The organism is Nonomuraea sp. NPDC048882 (assembly GCF_040649755.1).
In the GTDB taxonomy this organism is placed as follows: domain Bacteria; phylum Actinomycetota; class Actinomycetes; order Streptosporangiales; family Streptosporangiaceae; genus Nonomuraea; species Nonomuraea maheshkhaliensis.
The window spans coordinates 778,184-801,063 of sequence record NZ_JBEZGB010000001.1 but is presented as its reverse complement, the minus strand read 5'-3'; the positions used below and the strand labels follow the sequence as shown (position 1 = coordinate 801,063).

Below are 22,880 nucleotides of genomic sequence, written 5' to 3'. Positions count from 1 at the left end.
CCGTTTCCACGGCGTTGCCGGAGCATGTCGTGTTGGTTTCGCCCTGCGGTGAAGCAGGGCATGACGGTTTTTGTGCGATTGTGAACGCTTGGCAATCGCCAATTAACAATCGGGATCTTCTGGCGAAATGTCGCCGAGTCACCTTTCTCGCAGAACCGGTCGGCAGGAAGGAACGGCTGTGCGCATCTCCCGCCCGATTGTCTCCGCGATCCTCCTCTTAACCCTCGCGGCCTGCGGGTCCGACGCCGAACCCGCCGCCCAGTCCAGCGAGATCAAGGTCGGACTCCTGCACTCGCTCAGCGGCACGATGGCGATCAGCGAGGTCACCGTGCGCGACGCCGAACTGCTCGCCATCGAGGAGATCAACAAGGCCGGCGGCGTCCTGGGCAAGAAGCTCGTCCCGGTCGTGGAGGACGGGGCCTCCGACTGGCCCACGTTCGCCGAGAAGGCCACCAAACTGATCAGGCAGGACAAGGTCGCGACCGTCTTCGGCGGCTGGACCTCGGCCAGCAGGAAGGCGATGCTGCCGGTCTTCGAACGCTACAAGGCGCTGCTGTGGTATCCGGTGCAGTACGAAGGGCTGGAGAGCTCGCCGTACATCTTCTACACCGGCGCCACCACCAACCAGCAGATCATCCCCGGCCTCGACTACCTCAAGGAGCAGGGCAAGAAGAAGTTGTTCCTGGTCGGCAGCGACTACGTCTTCCCGCGCACCGCGAACAAGATCATCAAGGCGTACGCGGCCGCGAACGGGATGGAGATCCTCGGTGAGGAGTACACCCCGCTCGGCCACACCGAATACTCCACTCTGGTCAACAAGGTCATGGGCGCCAAGCCGGACGCGGTCTTCAATACGTTGAACGGCGATTCGAACGTGGCCTTCTTCAAGCAGCTCAAGAGCGCGGGGGCCACGGCGGAGAGCATGCCGGTGCTGTCGGTGAGCATCGCCGAGGAGGAGGTCACCGGCATCGGCGTGGACAACATCGTCGGCCAGCCGGTCGCCTGGAACTACTACCAGACCACCGAGACCCCGGCCAACGAGGCGTTCGTCAAGGCGTACAAGGCCAGGTACGGCGCGGGCAAGGTCACCAGCGACCCCATGGAGGCCGGCTACAACGCCGTCTACCTGTGGGCCGAGGCGGTCAAGAAGGCGGGCACGACCGAGGTGGAGGCGGTCAAGAAGGCCGCCCCGGGCATCGCGCTCGAACGTCCCGAAGGGCTGGTCACCATCGACGGCGAGAACCAGCACATGTACAAGACCGCCCGTATCGGCATCATCCAGCCCGACGGCCTGATCAAGCAGGTGTGGGACTCCGGCAAGCCGATCAAGCCGGACCCGTACCTGAAGGGCTACCCCTGGGCCGCGAGCCTGGCGGCGGGCTGACGATGACGGCCTTCGTCAACCAGCTGCCGATCGGGCTCTCGATCGGGGCGGTGCTGCTGCTCATCGCACTCGGCCTGACGTTCACGTTCGGGCAGATGGGCGTGATCAACATGGCGCACGGGTCGTTCATCATGGCCGGGGCCTACACCGCGTACCTGCTGCAGGACTTCGTCCTGGCCCTGCCGGCGGCCTTCGTGGTCGCCGGCGCCATGGGGCTAGTCCTGGAGCGGCTCGCGATCAGGCACCTGTACGGCCGGCCGCTGGACACGCTGCTGCTCACCTGGGGCGTCAGCCTGGTGCTGCAGCAGCTCGCCCGCGACCTGTTCGGCGCGCCCAACGTGCAGGTGAGTGCGCCCACCTGGCTGTCGGGAGGCGTCGGCATCCTGCCCTACAACCGGCTGTTCATCATGGGGCTCGCGGTGGCCGGCGTGGTGGGGGTCTGGTTCTACCTCACCCGCACCGGGCTCGGCCGCAGGACCCAGGCGGTGGTGCAGAACCGGCAACTGGCCGCCACCAGCGGGATCGACACCGGCCGGGTCGACATGCTGACCTTCTTCATCGGATCGGGGCTGGCCGGCGTCGCGGGCGTGGCGGTGACGCTCATCGGCCCGGTCGGGCCCGCGCTCGGCGACTACTACATCGTGGACGCCTTCCTCGTCGTCGTGGCCGGCGGGCTCGGGCAGCTGCGCGGGGCCGTGCTCGCGGCGCTCGGGCTCGGGCTGCTCAACTCCTACGCCGAGTTCTGGTCGGACGCCTCGCTGGCCAAGGTGATCGTGTTCGCGGTCATCATCGCGTTCCTGCAGATCAGGCCGCAGGGCATGTTCGTGCTCAGGTCGAGGGTGCTCACATGATCGGGCGTCAGAGGGCGCTCACATGATCGGGCGTCAGAGGGGTGCTCACGTGATCAGACGTCATCTGCCCTTCGCGACCGTGGCCGTGATCGCGCTGGTGGCCACGCCGCTGCTACTGGAGCCGTTCCGGCTGGGGTTGCTCGCGAAATACCTGTGCTATGCGATCGTCGCGCTCGGGATCGGGCTGGCCTGGGGCAAGGGCGGCATGCTCACGCTCGGCCAGGGCGTCTTCTTCGGGCTCGGCGGCTACTCCATGGCCATGTACCTCAAGCTCAACGAGGCCGGAGCGGGCGGATTGCCCGACTTCATGGTGTGGAGCGGCGTGGAGACGCTGCCCGCCCTGTGGGTGCCGTTCGCGAACCCGGTCTTCGCGCTCGGCATGGCCGTGCTCGGGCCGGTGGCCATCGCGCTGATCCTGGGCACGCTCGTCTTCCGGCAGCGGGTACGGGGGGCGTACTTCGCGATCCTCACCCAGGCGCTGGCCGCCGCCATGGTCATCCTGCTGGTCGGGCAGCAGGGCCTGACCGGCGGCACCAACGGCATGACGAACTTCTTCGAGCTGTTCGGCCAGGACCTGGCCGAGGACTCCACCCAGCGCGGCCTCTACCTGGTCGTGGCGAGCGTGCTCGGGGTGCTCTACCTGGCCACCCGCCAGCTCGTGAACAGCCGCTACGGCCGCCTGCTCGTCGCGGTCAGGGACGGCGAGGACCGGGTGCGCTTCCTCGGCTACGACCCGGCCCTGGTCAAGACCGTCACCTTCGCCGTCTCTGCGGGCATGGCCGGGCTGGCGGGCGCGCTGTTCGTCCCGGTCGTCGGCATTATCTCGCCCGCGCTGCTCGGCGTCGTGCCCTCGCTGGAACTGGTCGTCGCGGTGGCCGTGGGCGGCCGGCACGCACTGGCCGGCGCCGTGCTCGGCGCGGTCGTCATGGGGTACGCCAAGACGGCGTTCAGCGAGCAGTTCGCCGACGGCTGGCTCTACCTGCAAGGAGCCCTGTTCATCCTGGTGATGACACTCGCCCCCAAGGGCATCGCCGGAATCAGCCGAAGCATCGCCGGGAGGCTGCGCCATGCTAGAGCTACGTGACGTCCAGGTGATCTTCGACGGCTTCCGCGCGCTCGACGGCGTCGACCTGACCGTGCCCGAGGGCGAGCTGCGCTTCCTCATCGGGCCCAACGGGGCCGGCAAGACCACGCTCATCGACGTGATCACAGGCCTGACCAAGCCGGCGGCGGGCAGCGTGCGGTTCGGCGGCGCGGACCTGGTCGGCAGGAAGGAGCACCAGATCGTCCGGATGGGCGTCGGGCGCACGTTCCAGACCTCGGTGGTGTTCGAGGCGCTCACCGTGGTCGAGAACCTCGACCTGGCCGCCACCTTCCGCAAACCCCTGTGGTCGCTGACCCGGCGGCGCGACGGCGTGTCGGAGGCCGTCGAGGAGGCCCTGGCCAGGACGGGTCTGGAAGAGCTCGCCGAGCGTTCAGCGGGCGTTCTCTCGCACGGCCAGCGCCAGTGGCTGGAGATCGGCATGCTTCTGGCGCAGCGGCCGAAACTGCTGCTCCTGGACGAGCCGGTGGCCGGCATGTCCAAGGACGAACGCGAGCGTACGGGCGAGCTGCTCACCGAGATCGCCGACGACCACACGGTGATCGTGGTGGAGCACGACATGGATTTCCTGCGCCGGCACGCCTCGGTGGTGACCGTGCTGCACGAGGGCAAGGTGCTCGTCGAGGGGTCGGTCGACCAGGTCAGCGCCGACCCCCGGGTGCAGGAGGTCTATCTGGGGAGGAGGGCCAGCGATGCTGTCGGTAACCGGCCTTGAGTCGGGGTACGGAAGGGCGCGCGTGCTGTTCGGGGTGTCGCTGGAGGTCGGCCCCGGCCAGCTCGTGTGCGTCATGGGACGCAACGGGGTCGGCAAGACCACGCTGCTCAACACCGTCATGGGCGTGCTGCCCGCGACGGCGGGCACGGTGACGTTCGACGGCCGCGACGTCACCAGGCTCAAGCCGCACGAGCGGGTGCGGCTCGGCATGGGGTACGTGCCGCAGGGCCACCAGTGCTTCCCCCAGCTCTCGGTGCTGGGCAACCTGCTCGTCACCGTCGAGGCCGCCAAGCAGCCCAGGAGCGCTGTCGACGAGGCCCTCGACGTCTTCCCCGCGCTCAAGCCCCTGCTCAAGCGGAGCGCCGGGCACCTGTCGGGCGGCCAGCAGCAGCAGCTCGCCATGGCCCGCGCCCTGGTGACCAGGCCCAGGATGCTCATCCTCGACGAGCCGACCGAGGGCATCCAGCCGTCGATCATCGTCGAGATCGAGGCGGCCATCGAGCGGCTGCACGCCTCGGGGCTGGCCGTGCTGCTGGTGGAGCAGTATCTGGACATCGCGCTCCGGCTGGCGGACACGTTCGTCATCCTCGACGGCGGCCACGTGGTGCGCACGGGGGCGGCAGGGGACCTGCACAAGGAGGACGTCCGCCGGCTGCTGGCCGTCTGACGGGCGAGCAGGGCCGGGCGAGCAGGGCCGGGCGAGCAGGGCCGGGCGAGCAGGGCCGGGCGAGCAGGGCCGGGCGGCGACTGAGCGCCCGGCGTCTAGCGGGCCACCTGCGCGAGCAGGGCGCGGGCGTTGCCGGCGGCCTGGCGGTCGCCTGCCCGCTCGAAGACCTCCAGCGCCGTGCCGGCCAGCTCCCGCGCCCGTTCCGCCGCGCCTTCCGCCCGGTTCACCCGGGCCAGGCCCAGCAGGGCGTGGGCGTCGAGCAGGCGGTCGCCGAGGCGGACGGCGATGCCGCGGGCCCGCTCGGCGGCGGCCCTGGCCTCGGGCTTGGCGCCCTGCGCCAGGCGTACCGCGGCCAGGTCGAGCAGAGTGTCGGCCTGGCGGTGCCGGTCGCCCAGCTCGGTGAGGTGATCGACGGCGCGGGTCAGGTGGGCGGCGGCTTCGTCGAGGCGGCCGGCCCGGCGCAGCACCGCGCCGAGCACGCTCTCGGCGTCGGCCGCGTCACGCTGGTTGCCCGCCGCCTCCAGGCACGACACCAGCGCCCGCTCGGCCTCGTCCAGCCGGCCCCGCTCCAGGTGCACCCGGCCGAGCCGGCGCCGGGCGTGGTTCACCTTGCGGGTGCGGCCCTGGCGCAGGAACATGCCCAGCGCGAGCCGCAGCTTCTCGTGCGCCAGGTCCCATTCGCGCTCGGCGAGATGCAGGTCGCCCAGGTCGAGCAGGACGAGCGCCTCGCCCTGGTCGTCCCCGGAGCGGCGGGCCGACTCCAGCGCCCGCCGCGACACCTCACGCCAGTCGTCGAGGAAGCGGTGCCGCTCCAGGTAGGGCGCCAGCAGATGCGCCAGGCGCCAGCAGGGGTCGTCGAAGCCCGCGTCGTGCAGGTCGGCGACCAGGCTCACCAGGAACGAGCGCTCGGCGTCCAGCCACTCGACCGACTCCCTGATGTCACGGGTCGCCACCGCCGTCGCCGGATCGCCCGACACCAGCGAGAACCGGGAGGCCCGCACCCTGGCCAGCACCACCGCCGACACCCGGTCCAGCACGCCCTGCACCGGCTGCTCGCGGGCGAACAGCCTGGTCAGGGCGTGCATCCGGTAGCGGACCTGCCCCGCCGCGTCCACGCCCGCCGTCTCCAGCAGGCCCGCGTCCACCAGCGCCTCGGCCCCGCCGCCGAGCCGCTCGGTCAGCCAGTCGGCGAAGTCCGGCGCGGACAGCGCGCCGAGGCCGCGCAGCGTCAGCCTGGCCGGCTCGGGCAGTCCGTCGTAGCCGACGGTGAACACGCTGCGCACCGTCCGGTCGCCCGCGTGCAGCCGGTCGAGCCGCCCGTGCTCGTCCTCCAGCAGGCCCACCAGGTAGTCGACCGTCCACTCCGGCCGGGCCGCCAGCCTGGAGGCGGCGATGCGCAGCGCGATCGGCAGCCCGCCGCAGAACCTGGCCAGCCGGCCCATCGCCGCGTCGGCGGGCCGCCCGGACCCGGCCGTCAGCAGGTCGAGCGACTCTTCAGGGCCGAGCACGCCCACCGACAGCCGGGTCGCCCCGGCCAGGCCGCCGAGCGGGGAACGGCTGGTCACGACCGTCGGGCAGGAGGTCAGCAGCGGGCGTACCTGAGCCTCGTCGGCGGCGTTGTCGAGTAGCACCAGCAGCCGCCGGTTGGCGCAGTAGGCGCGGAAGAGGCGCTCGCGCTGCTCCAGCGTCGCGGGGATGGCCTGGGCCGGGCAGCCCAGCCAGCGCAGGAAGTCCTCAAGGACGGCCGCGGGGGACGTCGTCTCGCGCAGGTCGGCGTACAGGATGCCGTCGGGGTACGCCTCGCGCCCGCGCCAGGCCGCGCGCACGGCCAGCGCCGACTTGCCCGCGCCCGCCTGGCCGTGCACCACCACCTGGTCGCCGAGCACCCGGTCGAGCAGGCCGGCGCGGCCGGTGAAGTCGGGCACGTCCGGCGGCAGCAGCACCGGCGGCCCCGCCGAGACGTGCAGCGAGACGTCGTCGTGCAGCATGCGGTGGTAGAGGAGCTGCAGCTCGGAGTCGGGCTCGATGGCGTGCCCGCCGTCGAGCTGGTCGCGCAGCACCGCGTACGCGGCCAGCGCGTCCACCCGGCGGCCACTGCGGTAGAGGGCCAGCATGTACTGGCCGCGGAAGCGCTGCCACGTCGGGTGCTGCTTGGTCAGCCGGCGCAACTCCACCAGCAGCTCGCGGTGCCGGCCCGCGTGGAGGTCGGCCTGCAGCCTGCGCTCCAGGGCCAGCAGCCGCAGCTCCTCCAGCTCCTCGCGCAGCTGTCGTGTCTCGGCCCAGCGCTCGCCCTCGGGATCGACGTCCTCCAGCAGGTCGCCCCGCCACAGGCTCAGCGCCTCCTCGTAGGCGCCCTTGTCGACCAGCAGCCGGAAGCGGTCGACGTCGAGCTGCTCGTCGCCCAGCGCCAGCACGTACGAGCCGGACACGGTGCTGATCACGTCCTTGCCGACGAGCCTGCGCAGCTCGCCGACGTAGCCGCGGACCAGGGAGTCGGAGCGGTCGCCGCCCTCACGCGGCCACAGCAGCCTGCGCAGCCGCTCGACCGTCAGCGGGCGGCCCGCGTTCAGCAGGAACATCGCGAGCAGGTCGCGGTGCTTGGGCACGGTCGGGGTGCGGTCGTGCCCCTCGCCGTCGCGTACCTCAAGCGGCCCCATGATGCGAAATTCCACGCGGCCTTCCTTCGGGGAGGAGATCTCGATCAGAATGGCACACTTGATGGCTGCCCTCACTCCCGCAGACCCACGACGGCTGGGCCGCTACTGGCTGGCCGGCCGGCTCGGCGCGGGCGGCCAGGGTGTCGTGTACGAGGCGTACGGCGAGAGCGGCGAGCGCGTCGCCGTCAAAGTGCCCACCCTCGACGGCCCCGAGGCGCGCGCCCGGCTGGCCAAGGAGGCGGCCGCGGCCCGGCGGGTGGCCTCCTTCTGCACCGCCGCCGTGATCGAGGCCCAGGTCGAGACGGCGCCGCTGTACATCGTCAGCGAGTACGTCCCCGGGCCCAGCCTGCGTCAGGCGGTGGCCGAATCCGGGCCGTACGGGGCCGGCGCGCTGCGCCGGCTCGCGATCGGCGTGGCCACCGCGCTGACCGCCATCCACCAGGCCGGCATCGTGCACCGCGACCTCAAACCGGACAACATCATCCTCGGCCCCGACGGGCCGCGCGTGATCGACTTCGGTGTGGCGCGCGAGAGCGGGCCCACCACGACGGGACCGGCCATGGGCACGCCCGGCTACATGGCGCCCGAGGTGCTCACCGGCCGCGCCGCCACCGGGGCGGCGGACGTGTGGGCGTGGGGGATGGTGCTGCTGTTCGCGGCGCGGGGGCGCGACGCGATTCCGGCGGGTGAGCCGATGGCGGTGGTGGGGCGGGTGCTGGAGTTCTCCGCCGACGTCTCGGGGCTGCCGGACGGGATCGCGCCGCTGGTGGCCGCCGCCACGGCGCACGACCCCGCCGCCCGTCCTGCAGCCAGGGACGTGCTCCTCGGCCTGCTGGGGCTGCCGGAGCTGCCAGGGGACGGTGATGGTGCTGCAGGGGACGGCTCCGGTGCGGAAGACGATCCGCTGGTTCGCGGCAGCGGGGTGGCCGCTGAACTCACCGGTGAGGCGGGTCCCGGCCTGGGCGCGGTGGCCGAGGAGCTCTACCGCGAGCTGAGCGAGGCGGAGCGGGCCTGCGTGCCCGAGGTGTTCCTGCGCATGCTCGACGGCGACGCGCTGCGGCCGGTGCGGCGTGACGAGCTGCCGGAGATCGAGGGCCTGGACGCCATGCTCGACCTGTTCACCGCCGCGGGCCTCGTGACGCGGCGCGAGGAGACGTTCGAGTTGCCCGCGCCCGGGCTGGTGCGCGCCTGGCCTCGGTTGCGGGACTGGGTGGGGGCCAACAGCGACGGGCTGCCCGTGCACCGCCGGCTGGCCGACGCCGCCGCCGAGTGGGACGGTCACGGCAGGCGGCCCGCCGACCTGATGCAGGGCACCCCGCTGGACCGCACCCTGCGCTGGGCCGCCGCCGAGCGCAGGGACCTCACACTGGCCAGGCGGGAGCGCGAGTACCTCGACGCCGCCGCGGCCCAGGTGCGCAGACGCGGCAGGAGGCGCGGTCTGATCGCGGCGGCGCTGGCCGTGCTGCTGGTCGTCGCGCTGGGCGGGCTGGGGGCGGCCGAGTACCTGCGCAGGGAGTCCGTACGCCAGCGGGACGACGCCAGGGCCAAGGAGCTGGCGCTGCGCGCGTCCGGGCTGCGCGAGGTGGAGCCGGAGCTGGCACTACTGCTGTCGGTGGCGGCTTGGCGGCTGTCGCCGGAGACGACGGAGGCGTGGGGAGCGCTGCTCGACTCGGCGTCCCAGCACGTGAGCGACGTCTTCGTGGCCCCGTCCGTGGACTCGTCGAGCGTGCAGGCGCTCGACCCGGACGGCCGCGTCCTGGCCTCCGTGGCGGGCGACACCGCCCGGCTCTGGGACGTCGCGAGCGGACGGCGGCTGCGCGAGGTCACCGGGCTCGACCCGGGCGTGACCCGGCTGGCCGTGAGCCGCGACGGCCGACGACTGGCCGCTCTGGACGACGACGGCGTGCGGGTGTGGGACACCGTCACCGGCCGGCCGCTCGGCGAGCCGTTCGCGAAGGATGCGGGTGGGTTCGGCGGGCTGGAGTTCGACCGGTCCGGCCGGCTGCTCTCCGTGCCGCGCGCGTCGGGCGGCGTGGAATGGTGGGACGTGGCCGGGCGGGCCAAGCTCACCGCTCCGGGCGGGGCGGCGCTCACCGGGATCAGCCCCGACGGCCGCTACGGGGTCGTCGCGGCGGGCGAGCGGACGGCCGAGGTGTGGGACCTGCGACGAGGCCGGCGGCTGAGCCTGCCCTCCCTGCCGGGCAGCGGCACCACGATCGCCGCCGCCTTCAGCGAGGACAGCCGGGCGCTGGCGCTCATCGAGGACGTGCCCCGCCACGACAAACCCATCGTGCACTTGTACGACCTGGTCACGCGTAGGGCGAAGCAGCCCATCGAGGGCGATGCGCTGCAGGCCGCGGATTTCGTCTTCGGCGGCGGGTACGTCGGCATGTGGGCACCGGGGGAGCTCACCGTGGCGCGGTGGGACGGCTGGACGACCATGCTGACCGTCCCGCTGCCGACCGATCCCGTCCAGGTCCGCTACGACCTGGCAGGCAAGGCCGTACGCGTGCTGAACGGGCAGGGCGGCGTCGTCACCCTGGACGTCTCCATGATGTTCGACCGGCCGATGAGGCTCGACCCGCCGCTCGACCACGACGTCGTCACCCTCGAAGTGGCGCCCGGCGGCCGGATGCTGGCCGTCAAGCGAGAGCCCTCGGCGCTCACCGCCCACCAGCTACGCACCCTGGAACTGCTCGACCCGGCGACCGGCGCGCGGAAGGCCGGCCCGATCGCCTGGGAGGGCGAGGGGAAGGCGATGGCCTTCAGCCGGGACGGCACCCGGCTGGCCTTCGGCGACGGCGACGTGGTGCGCGTGCTCGACGTCACCTCCGGGCGGATCATGCGGCAGTTCGGGCTCACCGACAGTGCCTCAGGACCGGAATACAGCGTCACCGATGAGGTCGACAGCACCTCCGAGCAGCCCGGCAGTGCCTCTGAACCGCCCGGCGGCGCCTCCGAGGAGGACGACAACGCTCCCGAGCCGGCCGACAGCATCCCCGAACCGGCCGACAGTGACTCAGAACCGGCCGGCAGCGCCTCCGAGCAGCCCGTCAGTGTCTCCGAGCTGGCCTTCGGGCCCGACGGCCGGACGCTGGCCGTGCAGCCGGACGGTGGCGCGTTCTTCGTGATGGACCTGCGGGACCTCAAGCGCAGGTCGTCCGCGGGAAACCTCGTGCCGGGCGACGGGCCCATGGAGTTCGCCCCTGACGGTGCCCGGCTGTTCGTCGCGGACCCGCGACCGCGGCTCTACGACCCAGGACGCGACACCCTCGTACCCGTGTCCGCCGACGCCGCACGGCTCGGGGGCACGTTCGCCTACAGCCCCGACGGGCGCAGGATCGCCTTCTCAGGACCGGACCGGATCACCATCTGGGACCGTGACCTGCGCACCCGGCTCGGCGCCTTCCCCGTGACGGCCGGGATGGGCGAAGCCACCCTGCTGACGTGGTCGCCGGACGGCCGCTGGATCGCCTCGTACGAAGGCGGGCCGCGGCTGCGCTTGTGGGACGTGGCGAGCGGGCGGCAGATCGGGGTCGTGTACGACGGGCTGGCGGCGCCGCAGATCGACAACTCGTGGCTCGGCTTCTCGGCCGACGGGACGAAGCTGCACAGCCTCGGCGTGGACGGCACGTTCCGTACGCACGAGCTCGACGGCGCGCGCCTGGCCGTGACGGTGTGCGAGCGGGCCGGTCGCGCGCTCACCGCCGCCGAGTGGAGGGACTATCTGCCCGGCGTCGACCCGTTCGCCCTCTGCTCCTGACCGGAGCCGGCGCCGCTCGCCCAGGCTCTGGCCGTGCGGACGATCTCCTCAAGGTGGTCGCTGTGCGCGCCGTGCCAGTAGACCTGGCCGCAGTCGGCGCAGCGGCCGTAGGCGTCGTAGCTGCGCCGCGTGCCCGCCTCCAGCCGCGGCTCGACCTCCTCCTTCGGCACCGGCGCCAGCACGCCGTTGCACGCGGTGCAGCGCGTCCACGGGCGCAGCGGCGGGGAGAAGCGGTCGAGCAGGTCGCGGAGCTGGTCGGCGGGGGCGGAGCCGCGCACGTACGCTCCCAGCCACAGCGCGCGGCGGCGCAGCAGGCCGCGGTCCTGCGTGAGCAGCACCCGACGCTCCTCGTTGGCCTGCACCACCAGCGCCGGATCGTCCATGTCGTTGTGGTAGGCGGTGTCGACGCCCAGCAGCCGCAGCCGCCGCGCCAGCGTGCCCAGGTGCACGTCCAGCAGGAACCGGGGCTCCTCGGGCAGCTGCTGGGGCCGGGGGATCGGATGCACCTCCACCACGTCGCCGCCGGCCGGCTGGTAGGAGGGCGGCACACCCCTGCCGTTCACCACCATGGGACCCACCTCGGTCAGCGGGACCCCGATCGACTCCACGTGGTGGCCCAGCGTCGAGGTGCCGTCGGGGGTCACCTCCTGCCACTCGTGGCGGCGGTTCGCGGGCAGGAACATCCTCAGCTCCGAGGAGATGCGCAGGCGTGCGGTCGTCACAATGTCCATTCTGTGACACCGAGTACCGTGAATTCATGCCGATATCCCGCCGCTCGTTCGCCGGGCTGGCGGGGATCGCCGCCCTGGCCGCCGCCGGGTGTTCGGGCGGCGACGACGGGCAGCCCGAACTGCGGCTGGCGACGGGGCTCGCTGGCGGGCCGTACGGGGCGCTCGGCGACCGGCTCGCCGAGGAGCTGCGGCGCGGCGGGCTGGGCGTGCGGGTGCTGCCGACCGCCGCCAGCGTGCAGAACCTCACGATGATGACCGACGGGCGCGCCGACGTCGGGTTCGCGCTGGCCGACAGTGCCGACGACGCCGTACGCGTACGCCACCAGCCCGTCTCCGCGCTGGCCAGGATGTACATGAACTACGTGCACCTGGTCGTCGGCACGGACTCAGAGATCAGCGCGATCGGCGGGCTGGCGGGGCGGGCCGTGGCCATCGGGGTGGAGGGCTCGGGGACGGCGGTGACCGCCACCCGCGTGCTGGCCGCCGCCCGGCTCCGGCGTCCGCCCAGGATCACCAGGCTGGGGCTGGACGCCTCCATCGGCGCGCTGCGCGCGGGCCGGGTCGAGGCGTTCTTCTGGTCGGGCGGGGTGCCCACGCCCGCGCTGGCCGAGCTCGACGACATCCGGCTGCTGCCGCTGGAGTCGCTGGTGCCGGTGCTGCGACGCGAGTTCGGCCCCGTGTACGAGGACGCCACCGTGCCCGCCCGCGCGTACGGCGGACCCAGGGCCGTGCCGACCGTGGGCACGCCCAGTTACCTGATGTGCCGGACCTCGCTGCCGGACGACCTGGCGTACACGATCACCGAGACCCTCTTCACCGCCCGCGACCGGCTCCAGGCCCCGTCGGCCCCCGGGGGACGACTGGACCGGCGCTACGCCATCGGCACCGGGGTCGTGCCGCTGCACGCCGGCGCCGCGCGCTACTACCGCGCCGTCTACGGGTGAGGTTCGCGGTTGAGCGGCGGGACCCGGGCGGGGAGGCGGTTACGGCTCGGGCAGGCGGAGTTCGACCACGAGCCCGTGCGGGTCTGCCGGACGCAGTTCGAGCGTGGCCCCGCAGGCTCTGGCCAATTCGGCGGCGATGGCCAGGCCCAGGCCGCTGCCGGGCACGTTCGCGTGCGCTCCTGAGCGCCAGAAGCGCGCCTGCGCTTCCGCGCGTTCCTCCTCGCTCAGCCCCGGCCCGTCGTCGGCCACCCGCAGCACGCCCTCGCGCAGGGTGACGGTCACGGTGCCGCCCGCGGGGACGAACTTCTGCGCGTTGTCGAGGGCGATGTCGGCGATCCTGGCCGCCGCCTCCGGCACGACCGACATTTCGGGAATGTCGGTCGTCAGCCGTACGTCCTTCGCCGCGTACACCTCCCGCCACACCCCCAGCCGCGGCTCCAGCGCGACCTCCTTGCCCTCGACCCCCGCGCCCGCCTCCACCCTGGCCAGCACCAGCAGATCCTCGACCAGCAGCGCCAGCCGGTCCAGCTCGGCCATCGCCTCCTCGAACTCGGCCGTCCCCTCGGCGCGCAGATGCGGCTCCAGATTCTCCAGCCGCAGGCTCAGCACCGTGAGCGGCGTCCGCAGTTCGTGCGAGGCGTCGGCGACGAACGCCCGCTGCCGCTCCATCGCGCCCGCGACCGCGTCCGCCATCGCGTTGAAGCGCTCCTCCAGCCGCCGCAGCTCGGACGGGCCCGCGCCGGGATGCGCCCGCGCGTCCATCCGGCCCTGCGCGATGGCCCGCGTGGTGCGATCCAGCTCGGTGACCGGCCGCAGGATCCAGCGCGCCAGCCGCCTGGCCGCCACCGTCGAGACGCCCAGCATCAGCAGCGCGCCCAGCGCCAGCGCGGCCCACACCAGGCTCACCTCCAGGCGGGCCCGGCCGGCGGGGGCCTGCAGCAACACCACCCCGGACAACTGCGCGTCCCGGCCCGCGGGCTCGGCCAGCAGCACCGTGTCGGGGCCGAACGGGCTGATCGTGGGCAGGTCCTCGGTCGTGCGGCCGGACAACGCCAGGCGCAGGGCGTCGCCGTCGTCGGCGGTGAAACTGCCGGCGGTCAGCAGGATGGAGCCGTCGCGGTCACGTACGCGGACGGCGGCGCCGTACAGGTCGGCGTAGCGGGTGATCTCGGACAGCAGCCCCGTGCGGTCGTCGTCCCGCGCGGCCTGGTCGGCCAGCTCCGCGAAGCGGGTGGCGTCGGCGCGGCGGTCGAGCAGCAGGCGGTTCGTCCTGTGGGAGGCGTAGGCCAGGCCCAGCGGCACCGCCAGCGCCGCCACCAGGAACACGATCAGCGTCGTGAACGTGACCACCAGCCGCGAGTTCACGCCGTCGAGCCCAGCCGGTAGCCGGTCCCGCGCAACGTCTCCACCAGGCCGGGCCGGCCGGTCTTGGAGCGCAGGTTGGCCACGTGCACGTCGAGCGAGCGCGAGGCCGACAGCAGCGGGTCGCCCCAGACCTCGTCGAGGATCTCCTCCCTGCCGCGCACCACGCCGGGCTCGCGGGCCAGCATCGCCAGCAGGTCGAACTCGCGCCGCGTCAGCGTCACCGGCCGCCCGGCCACCGTGACCTGCCGGTACTCCAGGTCGATGCGGACGTCGCCGACGCTCACCACGTCATCGCGCGGCGGGCGCGGGCGCGTGCCCCGCCGGACCACCGCCTCCATGCGCGCCATCAGCTCGACCGTACGGAACGGCTTGACCAGATAGTCGTCCGCCCCCGACCGCAGGCCGCGCAGCACCTCACGCTCCTCGGTACGGGCCGTGACCACGATCAGCGGCACCGCCGACACCCGGCGCAGGCGGCGCAGCACGTCGAGCCCGTCCATGTCCGGCAGTCCCAGGTCGAGCAGGACGAAGTCGGCGCCCCCCGCCAGGCGGAGGGCGTCGACGGCCAGGCCCGCCCTGGTGACCTGGTGGCCGTGCCGGTCGAGGGCCGTGGTGAGCGCGGACGCGAGCCGATCGTCGTCCTCGACCAGGAGAACTCGCATGCCGTCAGGTTAGACGCGCGTCGGCACCGACTCCGCCGTGGCCTGCTCGGCGCGGGAGAGCGCGGCGTCCCTGGTCTCGCGCATGGAGAGGTAGACGACGAGGGAGACGGCGGCGCAGCCGGAGACGTACCAGAAGAAACCGGACTCGATGCCGCTGTCCTTGAACCACAGCGCCACGTACTCAGCGGTGCCGCCGAACAGGGCGTTCGCGATGGCGTACGGGAGCGCCACGCCGAGCGCGCGCACGTGCGTCGGGAAGAGTTCGGCCTTCACCACGGCGTTGATCGAGGTGTAGCCGGTGACGATGATCAGCCCGATCAGCGACAGCACCAGGCCGCCGCCGAAGCCCTGCACGCCGCCGAGCGCGGTCATCAGCGGCACCGTCCCCACCATCGACCCGATGCCGAACGTGATCAGCAGCGGCCTGCGCCCGATCCGGTCCGACAGCCCGCCCGCCAGCGGCTGCAGGCACATGAAGATGAACAGCGCGCAGAAGCTCACCAGCGTGGCCGTCTCCTTGGCCAGGCCCGCCGTGTTCGACAGGTACTTGGTGAGGTAGGTGGTGTAGGTGTAGTACGCGACCGTGCCGCCCATCGTCAGCGCGATGACCAGCAGCGCCTCCTTCTTGTGCGCGAGCAGCTGCGCGATCGTGCCGCGGCCCTGCGAGGTCTCGCGCTCCTCCTCGTCGTACGCCTCCGTCTCCAGCAGGCTGCGGCGCAGGTAGAACACGACCGCGGCGGCCAGCGCGCCGACCACGAACGGGATGCGCCAGCCGTAGGAGCTCAGCGCCTCCTTCGACATCGAGTTCTGCAGGATGATCTGCAGGCCGAGGCCGACGAGCTGACCGGCGGTCATGGAGACGTACTGGAAGCTGGAGGCGAAGCCGCGCCGGCCGCGCGGGGTGGCCTCGGTGAGGTACGTGGCGCTGGCCGCGTACTCGCCGCCGACCGACAGGCCCTGCAGCAGGCGCGCCACCACCAGCACGAGCGCGCCGAAGTAGCCGACCGCCTCGTACGTCGGGGCGATGGCGATCAGCAGGGCGCTGGCCGACATCAGCGTGACGGTGAGCGTGAGCGCCGCCTTGCGGCCCTTCCTGTCGGCGTAGCGGCCGAGCAGCCAGCCGCCGAGCGGGCGCATGAAGAAGCCGACGGCGAAGATCGCGGCGGTGTTGAGCAGCTTCGCCGTGTCGTTGCCGTCGGGGAAGAAGGAAGCGGCGAAATAGATGGCGAAACTGCTGTAGACGAACCAGTCATACCATTCGACCATGTTGCCGATCGAGCCGCCGAGCACGGCTTTCCACGGCACGCGGGCCTTGCTCACGAAATACCTCCGGGGGGCTTCTGGGGGGAGTAGCTGCTGGCCAGAGCCTTACGTCAGAAGGATGTTCGGACAAGGGAGCGGGCGTCAGATCTAACGTGCGCTTAACATGGCGTTCTTACGCGTGCATTACCTCAGCGCTACGCGGGGCCGGCGGTTTCGCTGCTTCAGCGCGACGCTCGGCCGGCGTCTTCCCGCTACCTCAGACCGACGCTGGGCCGGCATCCTCCCGCTACCTCAGCGCAACGGGGGGCTGGCGTTCTTCGCCCGTTCCAGCGCCAGGGCGTCCCACCACTGGCCCGCTTCCGGGGACGCGACACCGCGTTCCGGGTCCTTCTCCCCGTTCGTGCCGCGCCGGCACCGGCCGTCGGAGGTGCCCGGCCTGGCCACCCACAGGTAGGCGTCCACCAGTTCCTCGCCCGTCTCCGTCGTCGGCCGCTCGCCGACGCCTCTGCCCGGCGGGTTGCACCACGTCTGCGGGTCCTTGTAGGGCTTGTCCGTGCGCCAGGAGCCGCGGCCGTTCCTCGAGGTGTCCACGGCGAAGTGCGGCATGGACGCGGGGTCGACGTCGGCGTCCTTCGGGCAGTCTGCGCCCTTCGTCTTCAGGCGGACGGCGATGCAGGCCGACAGCTCCTCACCGTACGCGACGCTCTTGTCCGTGGCCGTGTAGGCGGAGGTGTTGACGATGAAGCCGTCCGCCTCGTCCACGCCCGCGCCGATGAGCCGCCCGGCCATGGTCTCGGTGCCCGGGTAGAGCGCCTGGCCGCCGTCGAGGTAGACGGCCGTGCGCGGGCCGGCCTTCAGGCTGCGTACCGCCTGGCGCAGGTCGCGGTAGCGCCGGCCGCCGTCGTCGGGGACCGGGCAGTTCGCGGCGCCGGGGAGCTTGACCAGGCTGGAGGGCTCCAGGACGACCACCGCCGGGGCCGGGCCGATCTGGCGCGCGATGCCGCTGATCCAGTCCTGGTACGTCCGCATCTCGGCGGTGGTCGCCGGGCGGCGGCAGTCGCTGCCGGGCATGCGGTTGATCAGGAAGACGGGGACGCCGCCCTCCTGCCGCGCGTTCGTGATCGTGTCGTCCACCTTCGCGCGGACCTCCGGCTCGCCGAGCCGGATGGCGTAGGGGACCGCGGCGAGTTTCCGCATCAGGGCGGCGTCCTGCGGGCGGTCCTTCTCCCAGAGTTCGGCCTGACGGGAGGCGTTGGGCTCGTCGGGGGCGTAGAACGTCACGTTGCCGGCGGCTCTGAGGGGGTTCTGACGGGTGGCCGGGGACTGCGGGGTGCCCGTTGCGGCCGTCGTGGCCTGGACGGCCGGCTCGGTCTGAACAGCGGGGGTGTCGCCGGCGGCGGGGGTGGTCCTGGCGGCCGACGAGCCCCGGTCGCGCAGCACGACGGCCGCCGAGACACCGGTGACGGCCAGCACCACGGCGGTGCCCGCGACCAGAAGTTTGCGCCGCACCGGCGAGGAGGCGGGCGGCTCGGTGGCAGGGGGCGGCAGCGGTGCACCGGGAGGCGGTGGGGTCGTATCGGACGGTGAAGGGGCGGTGCCGGAAGGCGGCAAGGCACCGGTGCCTGGAGGCGGAGTGGCGCCCGCGCCGTGAGGTGGGGTGGTCCCGGTGCCGCCGGGTGCCGGTGCCGGGTTGCCGGCGACGGGCGATGGTGGTGCCGGGGTTGCCAGGCCGGAGGGGGTGGGTTCCGGGCCGGGGGCGGTGATGTTGGCGGCGCTCAGCCGGTCCATGAGCTCCTGGGCCGTCGGGCGCCGGCCGGGGTTCTTGGTCAGGGACGCCAGCACCAGCTCACGCAGCGGCCCCGACAGGCCGCGCAGCTCGGGCGGCTCGTTGACGATGCGTAGCAGGATCGTCGGGATCGAGCCCGACCCGAACGGCGGCACGCCGCCCGCGGCGAAGGCGACCGTGCAGCCCCAGGAGAAGATGTCGGAGGCCGGGCCGATGTCGGAGCCCGCCACCTGCTCGGGCGACATGTACGACGGCGTCCCCACGATCGCGCTGCTCACCTCGGCGTCCGCCAGCCGTGCGATCCCGAAGTCGATGACCTTGGGGCCGACCTGCGACAGCAGCACGTTCGACGGCTTGAGATCGCGGTGCACGACCCCGGCCCCGTGGATGGCGTGCAGGGCCATCGCCATCGCGGCGGCCAGCCCGTCGAGGGCCGAGCCGGTCAGCGGGCCCGAGTCGCGCACGGCGTCCGCGAGACTGGGACCTTCGACGTATTCGGTGACGAGGTAGGCCGTCTCACCCTCCACGTCGGCGTCCAGCACGGGCGCGGTGCAGAAGCGGGCCACCCGCTTGGCCGCCTCCACCTCGCGGGCGAACCGCCGCCTGAAGTCGGAGTGCGCGTCCATCCTGGCGTGGATCAGCTTGACCGCCACCCGGGTGCCGTCAGGCCCCCGCCCCAGGTAGACGACGCCCATGCCGCCTTCGCCCAGCCGCCCGAGCAGCGCGTACGGCCCTGCCTGCCGCGGATCCTCGTCCCTCAGTGCCCGCACGGTCATAGACCGTCAGGTTAGCCAAGGAGGCGACGGATGATCCATGCCGTCCGCCCGGCTAGAGCGACAGCCGCCATCCGGTCCACTCGTCGAAGAGCACGAACCCCATGGCCTCGTTGATGGCGACCATGTGGGCGTTGGAGGTGGCGTTCCAGGTGATGACGCGGTCGATCGCGGGCTCGTTCGCCCGCATCAGGAACAGGTTGGCGAGCTTGAGCGCCAACCCCAGGCGGTGGCCTCGGTGCTCGCTCAGCACGGCCGTGTCCCCCTGCTCGGCCCAGCCGCCGGCGCGGTCGGTCGGGACGAAGATGCGGGTGTATCCGGCGGGAGCCCCGTCGCGGTCCCGGCGGGCGATCGTGGTGTAGCAGGTCTCGTCGGCGTACGGGATGCGTTCTTCGTAAGCGCGCACGAGGTCGATGCCATAGTCGATGGCACCGACGCCGCTGTCGCGCGGGGCGTCGTTCATGCCGGCCTTGACCGCCGAGAGATCGGGTAGCAACTCCGGCGTCGCCGGGCCGACCCAGCTCTCCAAACTGTAGCCCTCGACCGGCGGGTACATGGCCCGCAGGGCCGCCCAGTCGGCGTCGCGGAGGTCGAGGACGCGGCGCGCCTCCGCGAGCGCCACGGTCATGCCGTGCGCGCGGGCGAATCGGGTGCCCGTGCCGGCGACGGGGGTCACGGTGAGGAGCAGGCTCCTGCCGTGCGCGCGCATGCGGTCGAGGGCGTGCCCGAAGAGCATGGAGCCGAGACCGCGGCCGCGGTGCTCCGGGCGGACGGCGAGGGGGAAGATCGAGCCCATGTGCCGGTTGTCGGACTGGGGCAGCGACAGGGCGTAGCCGCCGGCGACCTTGCCGTCGCCGTCGCCGTCGCCGTCGACTAGAGCCCAGGCCTCGGCCCGGGCGGAGGGGGCGTGCGCGCAGACGTCGCGGCGGAACCGGGCGAGGGACAGCTCGGGCCCCGGGACGTCGGTGGAGGCCGCCGTGTGCGCCGCGTACAGGCCGGCGACGAGGTCGTCCTCCGGGCGGCGGGCGCCGGTGGGGCCCGGCCGGTCGGCGATGGCGATGGGCTGGATCCGCATGCCCTCAGCCAAACGCACGCCCACCGGCCGGGGCGAATGGTTTTACCGCGTGGTGCCCCACCACCCGTTCACCGGCGGTGGCTGCCCACCTGTGGTCTTACTGGGGAGAGCCGCATCCGGTTCACCTGGGGGCTGGTCCGGCTGAGGCTTCACTGGCGGTAGTTCTCCACCTCGCCGGCGGGGCGGGCGGCGGCGCCGTCGGGGTCCTCGCCCGCGCTGCGCCTGGCCCGGCGCTGCCTGAGCAGGTCCCAGCACTGGTCGAGGGCCGTCTCCAGTTCCTTGATGCGTGTGTGTTCCTCATCCGTGGTCACGTCGCCGGCCCGCAGCTTGTCGCGCAGGTCGTGCTCCTCGGAGACCAGTGCGCTGATCGTGGTGAGAATTTCGTCGTCCCGCATGCCCAAGACTCTAGTCACCTCGTGATAGAAAGCGCCCTATGTCTGGTATCGCGCTGGTAAGAAGGCCCGGCCCCAGAATCGCCGAGGGCATCGTCACGCATCTGGCGAGAGAGCCCGTGGACCACGAGCGGGCCGCCGTCCAGCACGATGCCTACGTGGCGGCGCTGGCCGCGAACGGATGGCGGCCGACCTACGTCGCGCCCGCCGACGACCTGCCCGACGGGCCGTTCGTGGAGGACACGCTGGTGATGTCGGGCCGGCTGGCCGTGCTGACCAGGCCAGGGGCGCCGGAGCGGCGGCCCGAGGTGGAGTCGGTGGCTCAGGCCGTGCGGGAGCTGGGCGTCCCGTCGGTCCGGATCGCCGCGCCCGGCACGCTGGACGGCGGCGACGTGCTCCAGGTCGGCCCCACCGTGTACGTCGGCAGGTCCGCCCGCACCGACGACGACGGCATCAGGCAGCTCACCGCCCTCCTGCCCGAGCGCAGCGTCGTGCCTGTCGAGCTGCGCGGCGTGCTGCACCTGAAGTCGGCGGTGACCGCGTTGCCCGACGGGACGCTGATCGGGGACCCGGACCAGGTGGACCTGCCCGGCCTGCTCGTGCCGGAGGAGGAGGCGGGCGCGCACGTGGTGGTGCTGGGCGAGGACCGGGTGCTGCTGGCCGTGTCGGCCCCACAGACCGCCGCGATGCTCGAAAAGCGCGGATTTTTCGTGACGAAGGTGGATATCTCGGAGTACGAGAAGCTGGAAGGCTGCGTGACCTGCCTCAGCGTCCTCGTCGCGGACTGACCCGGCTCAGAACGTGGGCTCAGAACCTGGGCTCAGAACCTGGGCGCAGGGCCTGGCTCAGGCGTTTCTCAGGATCTGAGATCCTGGACGGTCCACGGCGAGACGTCTGATACCGTTCATGGCATGCTGCGCGGTCTCCTTCTTAGCTGCCGCGGCGGGGGCCTCTAAGGCCGGCTCCCTCGCCGCGGAGCGAGTCGTGCGCGTCGGCCGCTTTCTTTTCTGAGACCGACGAGGAGCAGCAGACATGACCGCTCAGCAGCCCAGCCGCATGCCGATCCACCGCTACCAGCCGTTCGAGCCGGTAAGGCTGGCCGATCGCACCTGGCCCGGCAAGGTCATCACCGAGGCGCCCCGATGGTGCGCCGTCGACCTGCGCGACGGCAACCAGGCCCTGATCGACCCGATGGACTCCCACCGCAAGCTCCAGATGTTCGAGCTGCTGGTACGCATGGGCTACAAGGAGATCGAGGTGGGCTTCCCCGCCGCCTCGCAGACCGACTTCGACTTCGTCCGCCAGATCATCGAAGAGGACCGCATCCCCGGCGACGTGGTCATCCAGGTGCTGACGCAGGCCAGGCCCGAGCTCATCGAGCGCACCTTCGAGTCGATCCAGGGCGCGAAGCAGGCCATCGTCCACCTGTACAACTCGACCTCAACCCTCCAGCGCCGCGTGGTCTTCGGCCAGGACAAGGACGGCATCACCGCCATCGCGGTCGAGGGCGCCAAGCTGGTCAAGAAGCTCGCCGACGCCTCCGACGTCGACGTGCGCTTCCAGTACTCGCCCGAGTCGTTCACCGGCACCGAGCTGGACTACGCGGTCGAGGTGTGCGACGCGGTCAACGAGGTGTGGCAGCCGACCCCCGACCGCAAGGTCATCATCAACCTGCCGGCCACCGTCGAGATGGCCACCCCCAACGTCTACGCCGACCAGATCGAGTGGATGCACCGCAACCTCGCCCACCGCGACTCGATCGTCCTGTCGCTGCACCCGCACAACGACCGCGGCACCGCCGTGGCCGCCGCCGAGCTGGGCTACATGGCCGGCGCCGACCGCATCGAGGGCTGCCTGTTCGGCAACGGCGAGCGCACCGGCAACGTCTGCCTGGTCACCCTGGGCATGAACCTGTTCTCCCAGGGCGTCGACCCGCAGATCGACTTCAGTGACATCGACGAGATCCGCCGCGTCACCGAATACTGCAACCAGCTGCCCGTGCACCCGCGCCACCCGTGGGGCGGCGAGCTGGTCTACACCGCCTTCTCCGGCTCCCACCAGGACGCCATCAAGAAGGGCTTCGAGCACCTCGAACGCGACGCCGCGGCGGCCGGCGTGCCGGTCGAGCAGTTCACCTGGGCGGTGCCCTACCTGCCGATCGACCCGAAGGACATCGGCCGCTCCTACGAGGCGGTCATCCGGGTCAACAGCCAGTCGGGCAAGGGCGGGGTCGCCTACATCATGAAGGCCGACCACCAGCTCGACCTGCCGCGCCGGCTGCAGATCGAGTTCTCCAAGGTCGTGCAGGCGCGCACCGACAGCGAGGGCGGCGAGATCAGCTCCGCCGCCATGTTCGAGATCTTCCGCGACGAATACCTGCCCAACCCGGCCAACCGCTGGGGCCGCCTGAGCCTCATGGCCCACCGCCACGCCTCCACGGTGGACGACAAGGACCGCATCGGCGCCGACGTTCGCCTCGACGGGGAGATCCGCGAGATCGAGGGCACCGGCAACGGCCCGATCTCGGCCTTCGTCGACGCGATCGCGGGCATCGGCATCCAGGTGCGGGTGCTCGACTACGTGGAGCACGCGATGAGCGCGGGCAGCGACGCCAAGGCGGCGTCCTACCTGGAGTGCGAGGTCGACGGGCAGGTGCTGTGGGGTGTCGGCGTCGACGCCAACACCACGACGGCCTCGCTCAAGGCCATCATCTCCGCCGTCAACCGCGCCTCCCGCTGACACCTTCACCA

General features: G+C 72.2%; 17 protein-coding genes. 9 read left to right on the top strand and 8 right to left on the bottom strand.

The window, feature by feature from the left end; all coding sequences use genetic code 11:
- Positions 1-178 precede the first annotated feature (178 nt).
- From urtA to urtE, 5 genes are read left to right on the top strand one after another with little or no spacing between them, the layout of a single operon-like run.
- Positions 179-1,384, top strand: coding sequence for an urea ABC transporter substrate-binding protein (gene urtA / locus AB0C27_RS03410; RefSeq protein ID WP_357837120.1), 1,206 nt, complete (start codon positions 179-181; stop codon positions 1,382-1,384).
- Positions 1,385-1,386: 2 nt separating this feature from the next.
- On the top strand, positions 1,387-2,235 hold the full coding sequence (gene urtB, locus AB0C27_RS03405; protein ID WP_357837117.1) for an urea ABC transporter permease subunit UrtB: 849 nt from the start codon (positions 1,387-1,389) through the stop codon (positions 2,233-2,235).
- Between the two features lie 49 nt (positions 2,236-2,284).
- Complete coding sequence (gene urtC / locus AB0C27_RS03400; RefSeq protein ID WP_357837114.1) at positions 2,285-3,319, top strand: urea ABC transporter permease subunit UrtC; 1,035 nt, start codon at positions 2,285-2,287, stop codon at positions 3,317-3,319.
- A complete protein-coding gene (gene urtD, locus AB0C27_RS03395) occupies positions 3,303-4,052 on the top strand; it encodes an urea ABC transporter ATP-binding protein UrtD (protein ID WP_357837111.1) in 750 nt (249 codons plus the stop codon). The genes urtC and urtD overlap by 17 nt, the downstream gene beginning before the upstream one ends.
- Positions 4,030-4,719 carry an urea ABC transporter ATP-binding subunit UrtE gene (gene urtE, locus AB0C27_RS03390; RefSeq protein WP_346106387.1) on the top strand — a complete coding sequence of 230 codons (690 nt, stop codon included), beginning with the start codon at positions 4,030-4,032 and terminating at the stop codon, positions 4,717-4,719. The genes urtD and urtE overlap by 23 nt, the downstream gene beginning before the upstream one ends.
- Positions 4,720-4,814: 95 nt before the next feature.
- Here urtE and AB0C27_RS03385 read toward each other — a convergent pair whose 3' ends face one another.
- Positions 4,815-7,391: a BTAD domain-containing putative transcriptional regulator gene (locus tag AB0C27_RS03385; RefSeq protein ID WP_357837107.1), complete on the bottom strand. Its 2,577-nt coding sequence runs from the start codon at positions 7,389-7,391 to the stop codon at positions 4,815-4,817.
- A gap of 46 nt (positions 7,392-7,437) precedes the next feature.
- Here AB0C27_RS03385 and AB0C27_RS03380 point away from each other — a divergent pair, with 46 nt between their 5' ends.
- The gene (locus tag AB0C27_RS03380) at positions 7,438-11,139 is read left to right on the top strand and encodes a protein kinase (RefSeq protein ID WP_357837104.1); all 3,702 of its coding nucleotides are present in this window, start codon (positions 7,438-7,440) and stop codon (positions 11,137-11,139) included.
- On the opposite strand, the gene AB0C27_RS03375 is transcribed toward AB0C27_RS03380, so the two are convergent.
- Positions 11,100-11,870 (bottom strand): Mut7-C RNAse domain-containing protein, encoded by a 771-nt coding sequence (locus AB0C27_RS03375; protein ID WP_357837101.1) that lies wholly within the window; start codon positions 11,868-11,870, stop codon positions 11,100-11,102. The two genes, AB0C27_RS03380 and AB0C27_RS03375, sit on opposite strands and share 40 nt — an antisense overlap.
- A gap of 26 nt (positions 11,871-11,896) precedes the next feature.
- Here AB0C27_RS03375 and AB0C27_RS03370 point away from each other — a divergent pair, with 26 nt between their 5' ends.
- Positions 11,897-12,814: a TAXI family TRAP transporter solute-binding subunit gene (locus AB0C27_RS03370; protein WP_357837098.1), complete on the top strand. Its 918-nt coding sequence runs from the start codon at positions 11,897-11,899 to the stop codon at positions 12,812-12,814.
- Between the two features lie 39 nt (positions 12,815-12,853).
- Here the strand turns inward: AB0C27_RS03370 and AB0C27_RS03365 are convergent, their stop codons facing one another.
- The 6 genes from AB0C27_RS03365 to AB0C27_RS03340 all read right to left on the bottom strand — a co-directional run bounded on the left by AB0C27_RS03365 (position 12,854) and on the right by AB0C27_RS03340 (position 20,133).
- Positions 12,854-14,179 (bottom strand): HAMP domain-containing sensor histidine kinase, encoded by a 1,326-nt coding sequence (locus AB0C27_RS03365; protein ID WP_357837096.1) that lies wholly within the window; start codon positions 14,177-14,179, stop codon positions 12,854-12,856.
- Entirely contained in the window at positions 14,176-14,841 is a 666-nt protein-coding gene (locus tag AB0C27_RS03360) for a response regulator transcription factor (RefSeq protein WP_357837094.1), read from the bottom strand. Before AB0C27_RS03360 ends, AB0C27_RS03365 begins: the two co-directional genes overlap by 4 nt.
- Before the next feature lie 9 nt (positions 14,842-14,850).
- Positions 14,851-16,161, bottom strand: coding sequence for an MFS transporter (locus AB0C27_RS03355; protein ID WP_357837091.1), 1,311 nt, complete (start codon positions 16,159-16,161; stop codon positions 14,851-14,853).
- A 234-nt stretch (positions 16,162-16,395) separates the two neighbouring features.
- Positions 16,396-18,666 carry a glycoside hydrolase family 6 protein gene (locus tag AB0C27_RS03350; protein ID WP_357837088.1) on the bottom strand — a complete coding sequence of 757 codons (2,271 nt, stop codon included), beginning with the start codon at positions 18,664-18,666 and terminating at the stop codon, positions 16,396-16,398.
- Between the two features lie 52 nt (positions 18,667-18,718).
- Positions 18,719-19,738 (bottom strand): GNAT family N-acetyltransferase, encoded by a 1,020-nt coding sequence (locus AB0C27_RS03345; protein WP_357837085.1) that lies wholly within the window; start codon positions 19,736-19,738, stop codon positions 18,719-18,721.
- Positions 19,739-19,887: 149 nt separating this feature from the next.
- Positions 19,888-20,133: a DUF2630 family protein gene (locus AB0C27_RS03340; RefSeq protein ID WP_357837082.1), complete on the bottom strand. Its 246-nt coding sequence runs from the start codon at positions 20,131-20,133 to the stop codon at positions 19,888-19,890.
- A 38-nt stretch (positions 20,134-20,171) separates the two neighbouring features.
- Here AB0C27_RS03340 and ddaH point away from each other — a divergent pair, with 38 nt between their 5' ends.
- Both ddaH and leuA read left to right on the top strand, forming a co-directional pair.
- Positions 20,172-20,918, top strand: a complete 747-nt coding sequence (gene ddaH / locus AB0C27_RS03335) for a dimethylargininase (protein ID WP_357837079.1) — start codon at positions 20,172-20,174, stop codon at positions 20,916-20,918.
- Positions 20,919-21,162: 244 nt separating this feature from the next.
- Positions 21,163-22,869 (top strand): 2-isopropylmalate synthase, encoded by a 1,707-nt coding sequence (gene leuA, locus AB0C27_RS03330; RefSeq protein WP_357837076.1) that lies wholly within the window; start codon positions 21,163-21,165, stop codon positions 22,867-22,869.
- The last annotated feature ends 11 nt before the right edge of the window (positions 22,870-22,880 follow it).

Excerpts from the sequence above, each read along its gene's own strand:
- AB0C27_RS03345 (WP_357837085.1), bottom strand. The coding sequence starts at position 19,738 with ATGCGGATCCAGCCCATCGCCATCGCCGACCGGCCGGGCCCCACCGGC.
- AB0C27_RS03375 (WP_357837101.1), bottom strand. The coding sequence starts at position 11,870 with ATGGACATTGTGACGACCGCACGCCTGCGCATCTCCTCGGAGCTGAGG.
- AB0C27_RS03380 (WP_357837104.1), top strand. The coding sequence starts at position 7,438 with ATGGCTGCCCTCACTCCCGCAGACCCACGACGGCTGGGCCGCTACTGG.
- AB0C27_RS03370 (WP_357837098.1), top strand. The coding sequence starts at position 11,897 with ATGCCGATATCCCGCCGCTCGTTCGCCGGGCTGGCGGGGATCGCCGCC.
- leuA (WP_357837076.1), top strand. The coding sequence starts at position 21,163 with ATGACCGCTCAGCAGCCCAGCCGCATGCCGATCCACCGCTACCAGCCG.
- ddaH (WP_357837079.1), top strand. The coding sequence starts at position 20,172 with ATGTCTGGTATCGCGCTGGTAAGAAGGCCCGGCCCCAGAATCGCCGAG.
- AB0C27_RS03340 (WP_357837082.1), bottom strand. The coding sequence starts at position 20,133 with ATGCGGGACGACGAAATTCTCACCACGATCAGCGCACTGGTCTCCGAG.
- AB0C27_RS03360 (WP_357837094.1), bottom strand. The coding sequence starts at position 14,841 with ATGCGAGTTCTCCTGGTCGAGGACGACGATCGGCTCGCGTCCGCGCTC.
- AB0C27_RS03350 (WP_357837088.1), bottom strand. The coding sequence starts at position 18,666 with ATGACCGTGCGGGCACTGAGGGACGAGGATCCGCGGCAGGCAGGGCCG.
- urtD (WP_357837111.1), top strand. The coding sequence starts at position 3,303 with ATGCTAGAGCTACGTGACGTCCAGGTGATCTTCGACGGCTTCCGCGCG.
- urtB (WP_357837117.1), top strand. The coding sequence starts at position 1,387 with ATGACGGCCTTCGTCAACCAGCTGCCGATCGGGCTCTCGATCGGGGCG.
- urtE (WP_346106387.1), top strand. The coding sequence starts at position 4,030 with ATGCTGTCGGTAACCGGCCTTGAGTCGGGGTACGGAAGGGCGCGCGTG.